The organism is Streptomyces sp. NPDC058697 (assembly GCF_042715345.1).
GTDB classification, from domain to species: Bacteria; Actinomycetota; Actinomycetes; order Streptomycetales; family Streptomycetaceae; genus Streptomyces; species Streptomyces liliifuscus.
In genome coordinates, this window is sequence record NZ_JBHXSU010000013.1 from 80,651 (window position 1) to 96,638 (window position 15,988).

The 15,988-nt window shown below is 68.7% G+C and carries 13 protein-coding genes and 1 pseudogene; 5 read left to right on the forward strand and 9 right to left on the reverse strand.

Annotated elements, in window-relative coordinates; all coding sequences use genetic code 11:
* Positions 1-8 precede the first annotated feature (8 nt).
* The 3 genes and pseudogenes from ACFWXQ_RS28010 to ACFWXQ_RS28020 all read left to right on the forward strand — a co-directional run.
* Positions 9-653 (forward strand): DUF4383 domain-containing protein, encoded by a 645-nt coding sequence (locus ACFWXQ_RS28010; RefSeq protein WP_383936277.1) that lies wholly within the window; start codon positions 9-11, stop codon positions 651-653.
* A gap of 9 nt (positions 654-662) precedes the next feature.
* Positions 663-881, forward strand: coding sequence for a zinc ribbon domain-containing protein (locus tag ACFWXQ_RS28015; RefSeq protein ID WP_266740207.1), 219 nt, complete (start codon positions 663-665; stop codon positions 879-881).
* Positions 882-1,010: 129 nt separating this feature from the next.
* Positions 1,011-1,659, forward strand: a pseudogene (locus ACFWXQ_RS28020) (DedA family protein); the annotation flags it as partial.
* A gap of 142 nt (positions 1,660-1,801) precedes the next feature.
* Here the strand turns inward: ACFWXQ_RS28020 and ACFWXQ_RS28025 are convergent.
* From ACFWXQ_RS28025 to ACFWXQ_RS28035, 3 genes are all read right to left on the reverse strand, one after another.
* Positions 1,802-2,644, reverse strand: coding sequence for an HAD family hydrolase (locus ACFWXQ_RS28025; RefSeq protein WP_383936407.1), 843 nt, complete (start codon positions 2,642-2,644; stop codon positions 1,802-1,804).
* A gap of 17 nt (positions 2,645-2,661) precedes the next feature.
* The gene (locus ACFWXQ_RS28030) at positions 2,662-5,283 is read right to left on the reverse strand and encodes a phosphoribosyltransferase (protein WP_383936275.1); all 2,622 of its coding nucleotides are present in this window, start codon (positions 5,281-5,283) and stop codon (positions 2,662-2,664) included.
* 65 nt (positions 5,284-5,348) lie between these two features.
* Entirely contained in the window at positions 5,349-6,515 is a 1,167-nt protein-coding gene (locus ACFWXQ_RS28035) for an HpcH/HpaI aldolase/citrate lyase family protein (protein WP_383936273.1), read from the reverse strand.
* A 199-nt stretch (positions 6,516-6,714) separates the two neighbouring features.
* Between ACFWXQ_RS28035 and ACFWXQ_RS28040 the strand changes: the two genes are divergently transcribed.
* Positions 6,715-7,620 carry a TerD family protein gene (locus ACFWXQ_RS28040; RefSeq protein ID WP_383936271.1) on the forward strand — a complete coding sequence of 302 codons (906 nt, stop codon included), beginning with the start codon at positions 6,715-6,717 and terminating at the stop codon, positions 7,618-7,620.
* A 125-nt stretch (positions 7,621-7,745) separates the two neighbouring features.
* On the opposite strand, the gene ACFWXQ_RS28045 is transcribed toward ACFWXQ_RS28040, so the two are convergent.
* From ACFWXQ_RS28045 to ACFWXQ_RS28070, 6 genes are all read right to left on the reverse strand, one after another.
* A complete protein-coding gene (locus ACFWXQ_RS28045) occupies positions 7,746-8,483 on the reverse strand; it encodes a Tellurium resistance (RefSeq protein WP_200398437.1) in 738 nt (245 codons plus the stop codon).
* Positions 8,484-8,588: 105 nt separating this feature from the next.
* Positions 8,589-9,734 carry a DUF475 domain-containing protein gene (locus ACFWXQ_RS28050; RefSeq protein ID WP_383936269.1) on the reverse strand — a complete coding sequence of 382 codons (1,146 nt, stop codon included), beginning with the start codon at positions 9,732-9,734 and terminating at the stop codon, positions 8,589-8,591.
* A 278-nt stretch (positions 9,735-10,012) separates the two neighbouring features.
* Positions 10,013-10,588, reverse strand: coding sequence for a TerD family protein (locus tag ACFWXQ_RS28055; RefSeq protein WP_055617906.1), 576 nt, complete (start codon positions 10,586-10,588; stop codon positions 10,013-10,015).
* Between the two features lie 135 nt (positions 10,589-10,723).
* Positions 10,724-11,299 carry a TerD family protein gene (locus ACFWXQ_RS28060; protein WP_383936267.1) on the reverse strand — a complete coding sequence of 192 codons (576 nt, stop codon included), beginning with the start codon at positions 11,297-11,299 and terminating at the stop codon, positions 10,724-10,726.
* 198 nt (positions 11,300-11,497) lie between these two features.
* The gene (locus ACFWXQ_RS28065) at positions 11,498-11,956 is read right to left on the reverse strand and encodes a peroxiredoxin (RefSeq protein WP_189838067.1); all 459 of its coding nucleotides are present in this window, start codon (positions 11,954-11,956) and stop codon (positions 11,498-11,500) included.
* Positions 11,957-12,259: 303 nt separating this feature from the next.
* Positions 12,260-12,697 carry a DUF3052 domain-containing protein gene (locus ACFWXQ_RS28070; protein WP_055611766.1) on the reverse strand — a complete coding sequence of 146 codons (438 nt, stop codon included), beginning with the start codon at positions 12,695-12,697 and terminating at the stop codon, positions 12,260-12,262.
* Positions 12,698-13,205: 508 nt separating this feature from the next.
* On the opposite strand from ACFWXQ_RS28070, the gene aceE reads away from it, so the two are divergent.
* On the forward strand, positions 13,206-15,953 hold the full coding sequence (gene aceE, locus ACFWXQ_RS28075) for a pyruvate dehydrogenase (acetyl-transferring), homodimeric type (protein WP_383936264.1): 2,748 nt from the start codon (positions 13,206-13,208) through the stop codon (positions 15,951-15,953).
* Positions 15,954-15,988: the final 35 nt, after the last annotated feature.

A 15,988-nucleotide genomic window follows, 5' to 3' on the forward strand; every position in this document is an offset into this window, starting at 1 on the left:
AGGCGGATATGGCCACGCACGTGCTTCGTACGGCGCCGAGGCGGCGGATCAGGCTCGATGAGCATCTGCCGGTCGATCACCGTCTCAGCAAGTTCTACCGGGTCGGCGCGGGGCTGATGGGTCTTGTGCTGCTCGCCTTCGGCATCCTGGGGCTGATCGACAAGGTCGGCTTCTTCGACACCGGCGGGGACACCGTCGCGGGGCTGAACACCAACGGCGCGCTGAGCGTGCTGTCGATCTGCGTCGGGCTGCTGCTCTTCGTGGGCATGGTGATCGGCGGCAACGTCGCCTCGACGCTCAATATGATCCTCGGTGTCCTGTTCATCCTCAGCGGCTTCGTGAACCTCGCCCTCCTCGACACGGACCTCAACTTCCTCGCCTTCCGCATCCAGAACGTGCTGTTCAGCTTTGTGGTCGGCGTGATGCTGATGTTCTTCGGGATGTACGGACGCGTCGGCTCGGCCCTGCCGCACGACAACCCGTACTGGCGCTCCCGCCATCCCGAGCAGGCCGCCCGCGAGCAGCGGCTGAGGGCCGGGGGCGGAGCCAGGGCCCTGCCTGGGGCAAAGGGCGACGCCACTCCCGCCGGAGGCGAGCCCGCTCTCCCGGGAGCCGAAGCCGGGCCCGTGGGAGACGGTCGGGGCACCCGCTAACCTGTGCCCATGCCTCGCTACGAGTACCGCTGCCGGACCTGCGGAGACACCTTCGAGAAGAGCCGTCCGATGGCCGAGTCGTCCGCCCCCGCGGCCTGCCCGGCCGGCCACGACGACACGGTGAAACTGCTGTCGACGGTCGCGGTCGGCGGCTCGGCCTCGGCACCCGCACCCCGCCCCAGCGCCGGTGGCGGAGGCGGTTGCTGCGGCGGGGGCTGCTGCGGCTGACCCACCACCCGGGACCGCACGGATCCCTGAGGACGACCGCACGAATCCCTGCCGTCGTCCACCACAAGGACCAGGCACCCTGCTGTCGTCCTCAGGCTCTCTTCAGCTTCGGTTTTCTAGCGTGGGGGCATGACAGCCATCGCAGCCGCCGCGCCGGACAGCAGTGCTCCGCAGTGGATCAACAGCCTCATGGAGACGCTAGGGGCGCCGGGCGCGGGAATTGCCATCGCCCTGGAGAACCTCTTCCCACCCCTGCCGAGCGAGGTCATCCTGCCGCTCGCGGGGTTCGCGGCGAGCACCGGGCAGATGAACCTGTTCGCGGCGCTGCTGTGGACGACGGCCGGCTCCGTCATAGGCGCGCTCGCGCTGTACGGCGTGGGGGCGCTGCTCGGCCGCGACCGTACGGTGGCGATCGCGGCCCGGCTGCCGCTGGTGAAGGTCTCGGACATCGAGAAGACGGAGGCGTGGTTCTCCCGCCACGGCACCAAGGCCGTGTTCTTCGGCCGGATGATCCCCATCTTCCGCAGCCTGATCTCCGTGCCCGCGGGCGTCGAGCGCATGCGCCTGTCCGTGTTCCTCGGACTGACCACGCTGGGAAGCGCGATCTGGAACACCGTTTTCGTCCTCGCCGGCTATCTGCTCGGCGAGAACTGGTCGGAGGTCACCGGCTATGTGTCGACGTACTCGAAGGTCGTGCTGGTGGGGGCGGTGCTCGCGGTGCTTCTCCTCGCGGGCGTACGGCTGTTCAGGCCGGGCCCGGGCGGGCGGCGCCGCGCGAAGGAGGAGGAGCAGACCGGGGACAAGGAGAAGGCGGCGCAGCCTGAGCCGTCCAGCACGGCCACCGCTCAGGCGCCCCCTACCGAAGTCCGCCGGTCAACCGCCTCCGCCGCCCACTCCTACCAGCAGCCCTGCCAACAGTCCTACCGAACCTCCCGCAAGAACTCCCTCAGGATCCGCTCGCCCGCGGCGACCCCCCGTTCCGGAAGGGCGGTGATCCCGGGCGCCGTCCACCCGGCGTCGGCCAGTTCGCCGTGGCCCGGGCGCCAGCCGCGGTCCGCGGCCAGGAGGAGGTCGGCGTCGAGGAGGGAGTCCCCGGCCGCGAGGGTGAGGGTCGCTCCCGTGCGGCGGGCGACCTCCCGCATGGCGGCGCTCTTGGTGAGCGGCTTCGGTACGGCGTAGATCTTGCGGCCCTGGAGGGAGACGGTCCAGCCGCGGTTCTCCGCCCAGACGGCCAGCTCCTTCACCCAGTCCTCGGGGAGCAGTTCGCGCTCGACGACGAGGTATACGAAGAGGTCCTCGGCGAGGCGATGCTTGCGTACCCAGGCCGGGTCGGCGGTGGCCTCCATGTGCTCGCGCACCTCGTCGAGCGGGGCGCACTCGCGGGCGAGGCGCTCGGTCACCGAGGCATGCCAGTCGGCGTCCGTCGCACCGTCGACGAGCAGGTGGCCGCCGTTGGCGCAGATCGCGTACTTCGGGGCGGGGCCCGGGAGTTGGATGCGCTGGTACTGCTTGCGAGTGCGGGTGGTGGTCGGTACGAAGTCGGCCACGTCACCGAGTTCGGCGAGGAGTCCGGCCGCGGTCTCGGTCATGTAGGACAGCGGCTTGCTCTCGTGCACCTCGACGCTGAGGAGCCGGGGCGCCCGCGCGTCCGGCATGGTCAGGGCCAGTGCGGCCGAGGAGTAGATGAGCGTGCGGTCGAGATCGCTGGCGACCAGCACCTTGGGCGAAGGTGAAGAGGTGGGCAGCGAACCGGAGTTGGCCATCGGAGCGGCGTTCGTCATCAGACCGACACCGCCTTGCCGTCGGCGCCGGTCGCGCCGCGGGTGTACTTGGGGTGGATCAACCCGACGCAGGTGTACGGGAGTTCGGCCACCTCCTCGACGGGTACGCCCCGCTGCTCGGCGAGCAGGCGTACATGGTCGAGGTCGGCGCCCGCTCCGGCCCGGGCGAGGATCTTCCAGGGGACGCGGCGCAGCAGCACGCGGGTCGCCTCGCCGACACCGGGCTTGACGAGGTTCACGTCGTGGATGCCGTACTCCTCGCTGATCCGCTCGACTGCCGCCCAGCCCTCCCAAGTTGGGCTGCGGTCGGTGGAGAGAAGCTCCTTGACCTGGGCGTCGACCGCTTCGTCGACCGCGTCGAAGCGGTCGGAAACGGCGTCCAGGAAGGCGACGGAGACGTCCACGTCGGCGAGCTCGCGGTAGAACTTCGCGCCGTGGTAGTCGTGCTCCCCGACCAGGTCTGCGCGGAGGACCGTACGCGAAATGAGGCCGGAGACCGTGGAGTTGAGGCAGGCGGAGGGGATGAGGAAGTCCTCGCGGGTGCCGTAGGTGCGCACGCAGGAGCCGGGGTCGGCGAGGACTGCTATCTCCGGGTCGAAGCCTGTGATGCCGTCGGAGGCCTCGAACTCCTCGACGGCCTGGGCGAGTTCGCGGGTGATGGCGCCCTTGCCGGTCCAGCCGTCCACGAAGACGATGTCGGCCGGGTCGTGGTGGGCGGCCAGCCAGCGCAGCGCGTTGGCGTCGATGCCGCGGCCGCGCACGATGGAGACGGCGTAGTGCGGGACGTCCACGCCGTGCCGGTGCTGGGCCCAGCGGCGCATCAGGACGCCGACGGGGGTGCCGGCGCGGGCGAGCGACACGAGGACGGGGCGCGGGGACCGCTCGGCGAGCACGGTCTCCGTGACGACGCCGACGGCCTGCGCGATGCGGGTGGCCGAGACGGCGAGCGCGTTGTGGAACAGCTCCTGGTACGCCTCGCTCGGCTGGTACTCCACCGGGAGCGACTCCGCGTAGTGGGCGCCGCCGCTCTGGATGGCCTCCTCGCGCTCCTCGGTAGGCGCCTCCAGCTTCGTGTCCGAGAGATCCTGCAGCAGCCAGCCGACCTCGTCAGGTGCGTACGAGGAGAAGTCGGGGCCGCGGAGGGGCTCGGGCAGCATGGATGGCCTTTCAGTGGGCGACGTGGTGGACGGCCGTGCCGGCGCGTACGAGGGGACGACAGCGAGCAGCACGCTGGGCGTGTGCACGGCGAGCGCCGCCAGCAGGCCGTCGGGAGCGTGCAGCTCGGGCGTGTCGGCGGCGGAGTCGACCACGGCGACGACGGCGTCGAAGCCGGCGCCCGCGACGTTGTAGGCGTAGCGATCGCCTGGGCCGTCGGCGGGGTTGTCGTGGGCGGGGAAGACGAGCCGGGTGCGGATCGCGTAGCCGGGGTCGTCGACGGCGAGCACCGGGGAGCGGGTGGTCGTGGAGTAGCGGACCTCGGCGTCGGTCAGCTTCTCCAGGGCGACGCCGAGCCGCAGCGGCGCGTACATCAGTTCCTCGAAGCCGAGGACGAGGACGCGGCGGGCGTCGGACGGGAGCGCTTCGGCGATACGGGCCGCCATGGCGGGCAGGGCGCCCTCCAGGCGTACGCGATGTTCGGGGGTGAAGCCGTGCCGCCCGCCGTCGGGTATCCCCGCGGGCCATCCCAGCTCGACACGGAGGGCGGCCCCGGCGGGCCCGGCGGGCACCCCCTGCACCCCCTGGGCCTCCTGGGCCTCCTGCGCCTCCTGGGCGGAGGCCTCCGCCTCGGACTCGTACCGCGCGACCAGCGCCTGCCCCTTCTCCAGGACCCCCTCAGGGAGCCGTACGGTGCCGGAGGCCGCCGTCACGAGGTCCACGCGGGCGCCTATCTCGCGGGCGAGGTCGTCCAGGCGTCCGAGGTCCGCGGCCGAGCGCATGTCGACCAGGGCGACTATGACGTACCGGTCACGCGGATAGCGTTCGTGCAGGTCACGGATGGTGTTGAGGATGGTGTTGCCGGTGGAGAACTCGTCGTCGACGAGGACCAGTGGGCCCTCGTCGGCCAGCAGGTCCGGGTTCTCCGGGAGCAGCAGGTGCGAGGTGGCGTGCGAGTGGGACTCCTCGAAGCCGCCCGCCCGTGCGACGCCGTCGACCGGGCGCCGGGTCGAGTGGAGGCAGGGCGCGAGGCCGACGCCGTCCGCGACGGAGTGTCCGAGCCCGGTGGCCGTCTCGGCGTACCCGAGGACGACGGCCCGGCGCGCCTCGTCCTCGCCGAGCAGGTCGCGCACGCGGAGCCCGAGCGCGAATCCGTACCCGTACACGACGGCGGGCGACTGGGGTATGTGCTTGCCGAGCACGTGCGACACGAGCAGATGGGCCCGCTTGGGGTTGCGCCGCAGCGCGAGTCCGAGCAGTTCGCCGAGGCCCTCGTCCCCGACGAGTTCGACGCCGAGCCGCTCGGCGACCCAGCATCCGGACCAGGTCTCACCGTCGGCTCCGCCCGGCGTCCCGGACGGGCTCCCGGTGCCGGGGCCCGCGCCGGCCCCGGCCTTGGTCCCGGGGCGGAATCCGGTCGCCGACCAGACCCCTGCCCCGCCCCCGTCGTTCACAGCGTTGTTCATGGATTCCTTGGGTGTCTGCGGGTGTCTGCGGGTGTCGGTGAGCGTAGAGAGGCGTGCTGGGGGCGTCAGCCGGGGATTCCCGCGGCGAGCAGTTCCACGAAGCCGATGTCCTCGTTCGCGACGCCGAAGACCTCGGCCCGCTGGAGGGTGCGCTCCGCCCAGGCGCGGTGCGGCTTCACTTCGTTCATCTTGTTCGTGTACGCGGACCGCAGCACGCCCCCGCCGCCCCGCTCGGGCCGCAGGATGTCCTGGGCGTCGCTGAACTCCTCGTGGCTGACGACGGACAGGGCGTGCACGGGCAGGACGTGCGAGGGGTGGATGCAGGTCTTGCCCTGCAGTCCGTTGGCCCGGTCGAGGGAGATCTCCCGCAGCAGACCGTCCATGTCGTGCTCGATCAGCAGGGCGCGCAGGTCCTCGGCCTCCGGGGTGAAGGGGCTGCGCCGCAGCTGCGGCTTGAACATGCGCTCCTGGACCCTGAAGTACTCCCACACGGGCCCGGTCACCGTGAATCCGGTGCCGTCGGCCCTGCCGAGTACGTTCACCACGTCCGCGATCACGGACGCGACGATCTGCACGTCGTACGCGGTCATGTCGGGCGCCCTGCGCAGTCCGTACGCGGAGCAGAAGTCGGTGACGCCGAGCCGCAGCGCGAGCACCCGGTCGCGGTACTTGTCGACGGCCCGGAAGATCCCGGCGAGGGTCTCCGCCCGCGACTCGCGGTACAGCAGATCGGGCGATTCCAGGACCGGCATCGCGAACAGCCGTCGTCCGCTCGCGGCCTCGGCCGCGGTGAGCGCCTCCAGGAACGGGATCCCGCGCTCCTCGGTGAACTTCGGCAGTACGAATCCGGACAACAGGCGGACGGACCCGCCGAGCCGCCCGACCAGGTCGGGGATCTGCTCGGGCGCTCTGACCCGGACGAACAGCAGTGGAAGCTCGGTCTCCGGGCAGCGTTCGGCCAGGTCGGCGAATTGCCGGACCAGGTTCGCCTCGGCTTCCGGAACCTCCGCGTCGTCGATCGAGTCCTCCAGGCACAGCACCATCGAGACGACGCCGCGCCCGGTCTGCTTCACGATGTCGTCTGCCAGCTTCGGCCTGGTGGCAGGGCTGTAGAGGGTGGCTCCGAGAGCCACGGCCAGCATTCTGGCCGAGGAGTCCGCGGTGAAGACGCACGGCTCCTGGTGGAAGAGGCGTTCCCGCACCTCAGGGGCGATGTGCCCGAAATGACGCATGAGTCTCCCCCGGGGCGGCTAGGCGGCCTGACGATATGTGGCCGGTAATAGTACGTAGAGATCCATGTCAAGGGTTCCCACCGGGCATGAAATTCAGGTAACGCAGGCAAACACCATTGTGTCTTCCCTCCGCGGATCGGGCCGGTCGGGAAGTCACCCCGCGTTGTCGTGACCAGGACCGAGAAGGCAGGATGACCGCATGACGCACGCGATGCTGAAGGGGTCGAACGTCCCGCTGGACGCCACTGCGGTGCGCGCCGTGCTGCGCTGGACGCCGGGACGGGGTGTCCCGGACGTGGATGCCTCCGCGCTGCTCCTCGGCCTCGACGGTCGGGTGCGGTCCGACGAGGACTTCGTCTTCTACAACCAGCCCCGGCATCCTTCGGGCAAGGTCTGGCGACTCGGCAAGAAGCGCGTGAACGAGGGTCTCGCCGAGGGGCTCACCGACACGATTCAGTCGGATCTCGTCGGCCTTGACAATGGAGTGGGCCGAATTCTCCTTGTCGCTTCGGCCGACGGCGTCACCTTCGACCGGGTCAGCGCCCTGCGGATCCTGCTGTACGACGCCGTGCTCGGGGACGCCGAGCCGGTGGCGTACTTCGACATCAAGCCACAGACCGGCGAGGAGACCGCGCTGGTCTGCGGCGAGCTGTACCGGCGCGGCGAGGGCTGGAAGTTCCGGGCACTGGGCGAGGGCTATACGAACGGCCTGCAGGGGCTGGCGTCGGACTACGGCATCTCGGTGGACGAGTCCGAGGGCGGGGACCAGTCGGCGTCCGCGCTGCCCGGCCCGCCCGCCGGTGCGCAGCCGCTGCCGCCGGAGCAGCACACGCAGCTGCCCCCGATGCCCCAGCAGCCGGCCTACGGCTATCCACCGGCCGCCGCGGGTCCGGAGCCCACCCGGCAGCAGCCGCCCGCCGTGCAGCCCGCGTACGGCTACCCACAGCCCACCAGCCAGCCCGCCTACGGCTACCCGCAGACGGCCCCGTCCCAGCCCGCCCCGGCAACCGCCCACTCCGGCTACGGCTACCCCCAGCCGGTGGCCCCCCTCCCCGACCCGGACTTCAGACTGCCCCCACAGGGCCCCCAGTTCATCGGCCGATAGGGGCGCCCCGCGCCCTTCAGGGGCGCGGGGAACTGCGCGACAAGCCACAAACAACCCGCGGCCGCCACCGAACCGGACCCCCCGAGCCCTGAGGCGCCACTGCCAAGCCCAGCGGCAGCGCGTGGTCAGCGGTCGGCTTTCGTCTTATAACCGCGACCCCACTGAAGTCCCCACCCATAGAGCCGGTCCAGCTCCGCCTGGAACCCGTACACGAACTTCACCTCGCGCCGCACCACCAGCTCGTTCTTGATGTTCTCGATCATGACGACCGCGCAGGACCTGGCCTGCGAGTGCCGCTCGTCGAGGCCGATCTCGATCCGGGGGCCGTTGCTCGGGAAGAGCGTCACGATCGCGTGCGTACGGTCGAAGGCGGGGGTCTGGTCGTAGATGTAGACGAAGACCAGAAGCCGCTTGATCTGCTCGCGGTGGTCGAGGTTGACGAAGATCGTCTCGCCCGAGCCGGAGCCGAAGCGGTCGTCACCGCTGAGCTTCACGTACGGCGCGCCGTTGAGCTCGCCCAGGAAGCCGCCGAGTGGCTGGACGACTCCCTTGGTGCCGTCCGCCAGCTCGTACATGCAGCCCAGGTCGAGGTCGACGTTGACCATGCTCTGGGTGTGCGCCTGCACCACGTCCGGCTTGAAGGCCTTGAAGGGGTGGCGCAGCAGGCTGTCCCGCTGGGACCCGCCTATGTCGGAGGTGCGCATCCGCCAGGACAGGTTGATGCGGAGGTTGCCGGTGGCCGCGCCCTGCTTGGTGAGTGAGATCGTCTGGTTCCGTTTGGTCAGTTCGATGGCGTTGGTCGCCGCGCTGCCCGAGTCGAAGTCTGTCGACCGGCCGCGCCACAGGCCTTCCCAGAAGCTCATTCCCGCCCCCACGCTTCCCTGTTCACCTCGATGAATGCGCCGGGGCGGCCGCGAGGAATCCCTCGACGGCCGCCCCTCACAGAGCGTTCCTCACTCGGAGCTGTGTCACACCCCGGACGAGATTTCAGCCTTGTCGTCCGAGGCCTCAGCTTTTCCCTCTGCGGCCGCGATTGCCCGGTTGCGGCGGACGGAGGACCAGAAGGACCAGGCGATGAGGACGACACCGATGAGGCCGGTGATGATCTCGTTGACCTCGAAGCGGATCGTGATGAGCAGGATGCCGGCGAGGGCGCCGATCGCGTAGTGCGCGCCGTGCTCCAGGTAGACGTAGTCGTCGAGGGTGCCCTGGCGGACCAGGTAGACCGTGAGCGACCGGACGTACATGGCGCCGATGCCGAGACCCAGGGCCATCAGGATGATGTCGTTCGTGATGGCGAAGGCGCCGATGACGCCGTCGAAGGAGAACGACGCGTCCAGGACCTCCAGGTACAGGAACATGAAGAAGGCGGCCTTGCCGACGAGTGCCCCCGCGGAGACCTGCTTGCCGCTGCGCTTGGCCTCCTCCTCTTGCTCGTGCTCGCGCTCCTCCGCTTCCTCGAGACGGTTCTCGAAGAAGCCGGAGAGCCCGCCGACCACGAGGTAGGTGATGAGGCCGGCGAGGCCGGAGAGCAGGACCGTCTCCGCCTTGTCGGCGGATCCGGCGTGCAGGTGGGCCTTCGGGGCGAGGTACAGCGCGGTGATCAGCAGGATGATCATGGCGATGCAGGCCGACAGCATGTCGACCTTGCCGAGCTTGGCCAGCGGGCGCTCCAGCCAGCCGAGCCACTTGATGTCACGGTCCTCGAAGATGAAGTCGAGGAAGATCATCAACAGGAACATGCCACCGAAGGCGGCGATCGACGGGTGGGCGTCGGTGACCAGTTCCTGGTAACGGTCGGCGTCGTTGAGCGCCAGGTCGACCGCCTCGATGGGGCCGAGGGAGGCGCTGATCGCGACGATCACGACCGGGAAGACGAGCCGCATTCCGAATACGGCGATCAGGATGCCGACGGTGAGGAAGATCTTCTGCCAGAAGGCACTCATCTTCTTCAGGATTCCGGCGTTGACCACAGCGTTGTCGAAGGACAGCGAGATCTCGAGGATGGACAGGATCAGCACGATCCCGAACGCGGTCCATCCGTCGATCAGCACCGCTGCGACCAAGCCGAGCGCGGTGACCGCGAACGACCAGCCGAAGGTTTTCAGAACCACTGGCTACCCAATCGTGAGTATGGGGGGCTATCCCCGGACGAAGTCCGGAGGGGGTTTCCCCCCGCCGTACCCGGCTTTACGAAACATTGACCACAAAGTCTAGAGGGACGGCCCCTCGGACGAGAGGGCCGGGCCACCCCACCCGGAGAGTCGCAGGTCCAGAGGGTGCGGACGCCAGTGAAGCGCCTTCGGCCCCGCCCGCCACACTGCTTTCGGTGCACGGCGGGCGACGGCCTCTCCTTCGGTCACCGGGGGCACCTTCCCCGGACCCGGCGGCCCTACGAGACGTTGACCCCGAAGTCCAGGGCGATGCCCCGCAGTCCGGACGCGTACCCCTGTCCCACCGCGCGGAACTTCCATTCGGCGCCGTACCGGTAGACCTCGCCGAAGATCATCGCGGTCTCCGTGGAGGCGTCCTCGGAGAGGTCGTAGCGGGCCAGCTCCTGGCCGTCGGCCTGGTTGACGACCCGGATGAAGGCGTTGCTGACCTGACCGAAGGTCTGGCCGCGGTTGTCCGCGTCGTGGATCGAGACCGGGAAGACGATCTTGTCTACGTTGGCGGGCACCTTGGAGAGGTCGATCAGGAGGGATTCGTCGTCGCCGTCACCCTCACCCGTGAGGTTGTCCCCGGTGTGCTCGACCGAGCCGTCCGGGCTCTTGAGCTGGTTGTAGAAGATGAACCACTCGTCACCGAGCACCCGCCCCGAGTTGCACAGCAGCGCGCTGGCATCGAGGTCGAAGTCTGCTCCGGTGGTCGAGCGTGCGTCCCAGCCGAGCCCGATCATCACCTGTGTGAGGTTCGGTGCGGCCTTGGAGAGGGAGACATTGCCCCCCTTGGCGAGCGTGACGCCCATGATCCTTGTCCTCCCCGGTCAAGCCATTGGGTTGTCCAGCACGTCCGGCGCCGCACTAGGAGTGTGCGACGCCGGACGGAAAAAAGGTGAAGCGGATTGAAGCTGCCCGGGGCCGGACGACGACCCCGGGGTGGCTCAGACGTTGACGCCGAAGTCCTGCGCGATGCCGCGCAGACCTGAGGCATACCCCTGACCGATGGCGCGGAACTTCCACTCCGCACCGTGGCGGTACAGCTCGCCGAAGACCATCGCGGTCTCCGTGGAGGCGTCCTCGGAAAGGTCGTACCGGGCGATCTCCGCCTCGCCCGCCTGGTTCACGACGCGGATGAACGCGTTGCGCACCTGGCCGAACGACTGCTGGCGGTTCTCGGCGTCGTAGATCGAGACCGGGAAGACGATCTTCTCGATGTCGGCGGGGACGCCGGCGAGGTTGACCTTGATCTGCTCGTCGTCGCCCTCGCCCTCACCGGTGGTGTTGTCACCGGTGTGCTCGACCGAGCCGTCCGGGCTCTTCAGGTTGTTGAAGAACACGAAGTTGGCGTCACTGCTGACCTTGCCGTCTGCTTGCGTGAGGATGGCACTGGCGTCGAGGTCGAAGTCGGTACCGGTGGTGGTGCGGATGTCCCACCCCAGACCGATGATGACCGCGGTCAGTCCCGGGGCCTCCTTCGACAGCGATACGTTGCCGCCCTTGCTGAGGCTGACTCCCACGAGTCCTCCCATTGGTGTCCAGGGGCGGTGCGCCCCGTAGTGCGTTGGTATCGGATCAACGTGTCGATCCTAGTGAGGGGTTCCCCGCCGCCGCAGGCCCTGGGCGTGAAGAATCCCAGAGTGTCGGCATCACAGGCCGGTCACGGAGCCGGGATCAGGCCGCGATCAGGCGGGGATGACACCGGGATCACGCCGGGATCAGAGGCTGTCGAGCGCCGTCACGTACTCGTTCAGGTCACGGGCGTCCGGCAGGGCGTTGACGACGGTCCAGCGGACGATGCCCTCCTTGTCGATGACGAAGGTGCCGCGTACCGCGCAGCCCTTGTCCTCGGCGAAGACCCCGTACGCGCGCGAGACCTCGCCGTGCGGCCAGAAGTCGGACAGCAGCGGGTACTCCAGGCCCTCCTGCTCGGCGAAGACGCGCAGGGTGTGGATGGAGTCGTTGGAGACGGCGAGCAGCTGGGTGTCGCGGTCGGAGAACTGCGGGAGGTTGTCCCGCAGGGCGCACAGTTCGCCCGTGCAGACGCCGGTGAAGGCGAAGGGGTAGAAGAGCAGCACCACATTCTTGGCGCCGCGGAAGTCGGAGAGCTTCACGGTGGCGCCGTGGTTGTCCTTCAGCTCGAAGTCCGGGGCCTTGTCGCCGACCTCGATCGTCATGGTCCTGCATCCCTTCCGTGGGGTCCGTGGGGCCGTTCGGGGCACCCACCCTACGCAGAGACCCCTTTTCGCCCCCGCCGCCCCTACCCATTCCCGTCACTGACTCAGGGGCTCCGCCCCCGAACCCCCGCTCCTCAAACGCCGGAGAGGCTGACTCTTTGCCGGCGGGGCTGAAGTATTCAGGGGCGCGGGGAACTGCGCGACCAGCCACAGCGCACCCGCAGCCGACAACGAAAGCCGAGGCACGAAAAACGGGGGCCCAGGGGTGCCAACCCCTGAACCCCCGCCCAACTCAGCGGAGCGTCACCGCTTTGACTTGGCCGCCTTCGGCGTAGCCAGCCGGGTCCCGCTCCAGTCCTTCCCCACGCTGATGCTCTTGGTCTGGGACAGACCCGCGGTCGTCGCGGCTTCCGCGATGTCGCTGGGCTCCACATACCCGTCTCGGCCGGTCTTCGGCGTCAGCAGCAGGACGGCGCCGCCCTCTTCGACGTACGTGGTGGCATCCACCAGCGCGTCCGTCAGGTCGCCGTCGTCGTCACGGAACCAGAGCACTACGGCGTCGGCGACGTCGTCGTACTCCTCGTCCATGAGCTCGCTGCCGATGACTTCTTCAATGGCCTCGCGGAGCTCCTGGTCGACGTCGTCGTCGAAGCCGATCTCCTGGACCACCTGCTCGGGCTGGAATCCCAGCCTGGTGGCCAGGCTCGTCCGCTCCTCCGCGTGGTCCGCGGTCGCGCTCACGGGTTGCCTCCTGATCATGTTCGGTAATGGGGTCTCCCCCTGCTCGGGCGAAGCCTGGAGCTTGGGGAAGTTCAAGCCACGCGCGTGCGCGAAGCATTGGCCGTAGTCCACACGGGCGGGGCGGATCGCGCAAGTACCCGGCCGTCGGGACCGCCGAAACGGTGACGATCCGGACCGTGTCGCCGCAACTCCAGGCAGAGAATCCTGGCCATTGGTGACGCACACCACACCAATCTGCCCCATTTGTGGATTTACGAACCCTACGAGGGTACGGGACTCGAAAGGCTTTGCGGTACGCGTCATGGGTCGGGCGTATCGTTGCGATTTGCCGGGCCCGCCCTTGGGGAGACGGGACGAACGTCTCGGTTACCTCTCGGTAGAGATGACGTTTCCGCCCCCGAGGTACACGATGGGGAACGGTGCAGAGACCCAGATAACCAGAGAGACCTCCCAAGAAAAAACCGGGAAAAACCGAGAAAAAGCGGCCCCCTGAGAGCGAAGGAACAGCGTGGCTTCCGGACCCGATCGCAACCCGATCATCATTGGCGGCCTTCCGAGTCAGGTCCCTGACTTCGATCCAGAAGAGACCCAGGAGTGGCTCGACTCCCTCGACGCCGCCGTCGACCAGCGGGGCCGGGAGCGGGCCCGCTATCTCATGCTGCGGCTGATCGAACGGGCCCGCGAGAAGCGCGTGGCCGTGCCGGAGATGCGCAGCACGGACTACGTCAACACCATCGCCACCAAGGACGAGCCGTTCTTCCCCGGCAACGAGGAGATCGAGCGCAAGATCCTCAACGCGACCCGCTGGAACGCGGCCGTGATGGTGTCCAGGGCCCAGCGACCCGGAATCGGCGTCGGCGGCCACATCGCCACCTTCGCGTCCTCCGCCTCCCTCTACGACGTGGGCTTCAACCACTTCTTCCGCGGCAAGGACGAGGGCGACGGCGGCGACCAGATCTTCTTCCAGGGGCACGCCTCCCCCGGCATCTACGCCCGCGCGTTCATGCTGGACCGGCTGAGCGAGCAGCAGCTCGACGCCTTCCGCCAGGAGAAGTCGAAGGCGCCGAACGGCCTGTCGTCGTACCCGCATCCGCGGTCGATGCCGGACTTCTGGGAGTTCCCGACGGTCTCAATGGGCCTCGGTCCGCTCGGTGCGATCTTCCAGGCGCGCATGAACCGCTACATGGAGGCGCGCGGTATCGCGGACACCTCCAAGTCCCACGTTTGGGCGTTTCTCGGTGACGGCGAGATGGACGAGCCCGAGTCGCTCGGCCAGCTGTCCATCGCCGCGCGCGAGGGCCTGGACAACCTCACCTTCGTCGTCAACTGCAATCTGCAGCGGCTCGACGGTCCGGTGCGCGGCAACGGCAAGATCATCCAGGAGCTGGAGTCGCAGTTCCGCGGCGCCGGCTGGAACGTCATCAAGCTGGTCTGGGACCGCAGTTGGGACCCGCTGCTCGCGCAGGACCGCGACGGCGTGCTCGTCAACCAGCTGAACACCACGCCCGACGGACAGTTCCAGACGTACGCCACCGAGACCGGCGCGTACATCCGCGACCACTTCTTCGGTCACGACCACCGGCTGCGGGCGATGGTCGAGAACATGACCGACGACCAGATCCTGCACCTGGGCCGCGGCGGTCACGACCACAAGAAGGTCTACGCGGCGTACGCGGCGGCCAAGGCGCACAGCGGCCAGCCGACCGTGATCCTCGCGCAGACGGTCAAGGGCTGGACGCTCGGCCCGAACTTCGAGGGCCGCAACGCCACGCACCAGATGAAGAAGCTGACCGTCGCCGACCTCAAGGGTTTCCGCGACCGGCTGCACCTGCCGATCTCCGACCAGGAGCTGGAGTCCGGCGCGCCGCCGTACTACCACCCGGGCCGGAACTCGGAGGAGATCCAGTACATGCACGACCGCCGCAAGGGGCTCGGCGGGTACGTCCCGACGCGCGTCGTGCGGTCGAAGCCGCTCGCACTGCCCGAGGACAAGACGTACGCGAGTGTGAAGAAGGGTTCGGGTCAGCAGTCGATCGCCACCACCATGGCGTTCGTCCGGCTGCTCAAGGACCTCATGCGGGACAAGGAGATCGGCAAGCGGTTCGTGCTGATCGCGCCGGACGAGTACCGCACGTTCGGCATGGACTCGTTCTTCCCGAGCGCGAAGATCTACAACCCGCTCGGCCAGCAGTACGAGGCCGTGGACCGCGACCTGCTCCTCGCGTACAAGGAGTCGCCGACCGGCCAGATGCTGCACGACGGCATCTCCGAGGCGGGCTGCACGGCCTCGCTGATCGCGGCCGGCTCTGCCTACGCGACGCACGGCGAGCCGCTCATCCCGGTGTACGTCTTCTACTCGATGTTCGGATTCCAGCGCACCGGCGACCAGTTCTGGCAGATGGCCGACCAGTTGTCGCGCGGCTTCGTACTGGGCGCGACCGCCGGTCGTACGACTCTGACCGGTGAGGGTCTACAGCACGCGGACGGGCACTCGCAGTTGCTCGCCTCGACGAACCCGGGCTGTGTCGCGTACGACCCGGCCTACGGGTTCGAGATCGCGCACATCGTGAAGGACGGGCTGCGGCGGATGTACGGCTCGTCCGCCGAGCACCCGCACGGCGAGGACGTCTTCTACTACCTCACCGTCTACAACGAGCCGATCCAGCACCCCGCCGAGCCGGAGGGCGTGGATGTCGAAGGCATCCTGAAGGGCATCCACCGCTTCGCGGAAGGCACTTCGGGCTCCGTCCCGGCACAGATCATGGCGTCCGGTGTCGCCGTGCCGTGGGCCGTCGAGGCCCAGCGGATCCTCGCCGAGGAGTGGAACGTACGAGCCGATGTCTGGTCGGCGACCTCCTGGAACGAGTTGCGGCGCGAGGCCGTCGAGGTGGAGCGGCACAACCTGCTGCACCCCGAGGAGGAGCAGCAGGTTCCTTATGTGACGCGGAAGTTGAGCGGGGCCGAGGGTCCGTTCGTGGCTGTTTCCGACTGGATGCGGTCGGTTCCGGACCAGATCGCTCGCTGGGTGCCGGGCACTTACCAGTCGCTGGGTGCCGATGGGTTCGGCTTCGCCGATACCCGGGGGGCCGCTCGGCGGTTCTTCCACATCGACGCGCAGTCGATCGTGGTGGGGGTGCTGACGGAGCTCGCGCGTGAGGGCAAGGTTGATCGGTCTGTGCTCAAGCAGGCGATTGATCGGTATCAGTTGCTGGATGCCGCCGCAGCCGATCCCGGCGCCGCTGGTGGAGATGCGTAGGGCTCCGCGCGGGGTGCGGTTGTTGTCTGCGGGTG

Coding starts and splice junctions, on each gene's coding strand:
- ACFWXQ_RS28010 (WP_383936277.1), top strand. CDS start 9: ATGGCCACGCACGTGCTTCGTACGGCGCCGAGGCGGCGGATCAGGCTC.
- ACFWXQ_RS28015 (WP_266740207.1), top strand. CDS start 663: ATGCCTCGCTACGAGTACCGCTGCCGGACCTGCGGAGACACCTTCGAG.
- ACFWXQ_RS28025 (WP_383936407.1), bottom strand. CDS start 2,644: ATGGCCAACTCCGGTTCGCTGCCCACCTCTTCACCTTCGCCCAAGGTG.
- ACFWXQ_RS28030 (WP_383936275.1), bottom strand. CDS start 5,283: ATGAACAACGCTGTGAACGACGGGGGCGGGGCAGGGGTCTGGTCGGCG.
- ACFWXQ_RS28035 (WP_383936273.1), bottom strand. CDS start 6,515: ATGCGTCATTTCGGGCACATCGCCCCTGAGGTGCGGGAACGCCTCTTC.
- ACFWXQ_RS28040 (WP_383936271.1), top strand. CDS start 6,715: ATGACGCACGCGATGCTGAAGGGGTCGAACGTCCCGCTGGACGCCACT.
- ACFWXQ_RS28045 (WP_200398437.1), bottom strand. CDS start 8,483: ATGAGCTTCTGGGAAGGCCTGTGGCGCGGCCGGTCGACAGACTTCGAC.
- ACFWXQ_RS28055 (WP_055617906.1), bottom strand. CDS start 10,588: ATGGGCGTCACGCTCGCCAAGGGGGGCAATGTCTCCCTCTCCAAGGCC.
- ACFWXQ_RS28065 (WP_189838067.1), bottom strand. CDS start 11,956: ATGACGATCGAGGTCGGCGACAAGGCCCCGGACTTCGAGCTGAAGGAC.